The organism is Streptomyces sp. P9(2023), assembly GCF_032436795.1.
Taxonomy (GTDB): domain Bacteria; phylum Actinomycetota; class Actinomycetes; order Streptomycetales; family Streptomycetaceae; genus Streptomyces.
The window spans coordinates 1-279 of record NZ_JAUPWM010000384.1 but is presented as its reverse complement, the minus strand read 5'-3'; the positions used below and the strand labels follow the sequence as shown (position 1 = coordinate 279).

Annotated in this window: 1 protein-coding gene; it reads left to right on the top strand. The window is 29.0% G+C overall.

The annotated features are described in order from the left end of the window. Window positions 1-94: 94 nt before the first annotated feature. Window positions 95-279 (top strand): hypothetical protein (locus Q5762_RS38035; RefSeq protein WP_315896882.1); only part of this gene is annotated, 185 nt, incomplete at its 3' end.

Here is a 279-nt window from a genome sequence, read left to right as displayed (position 1 = left end):
CTGATTTTTTTAAGATGATTAAAACGAAATTGTTAACTTTTAAACGAATAATGTGATAAAGTATATGTAAATAAATTGTTGGAGGGTAAATAGGATGACTAAACTTCACGAGAGATTAAAAACTATTAAACCTTACGTTGAAACGAAAGAACACGATACTTCACCTGAAAAAGAACAAGATATCATTGTTAAAACGGGACATTTCAGGGTATATTTTCAAAATTACTATACCCTGATTTCACTAATCAATGACCTTTTTACAGGGGTTCTTTATTTGTC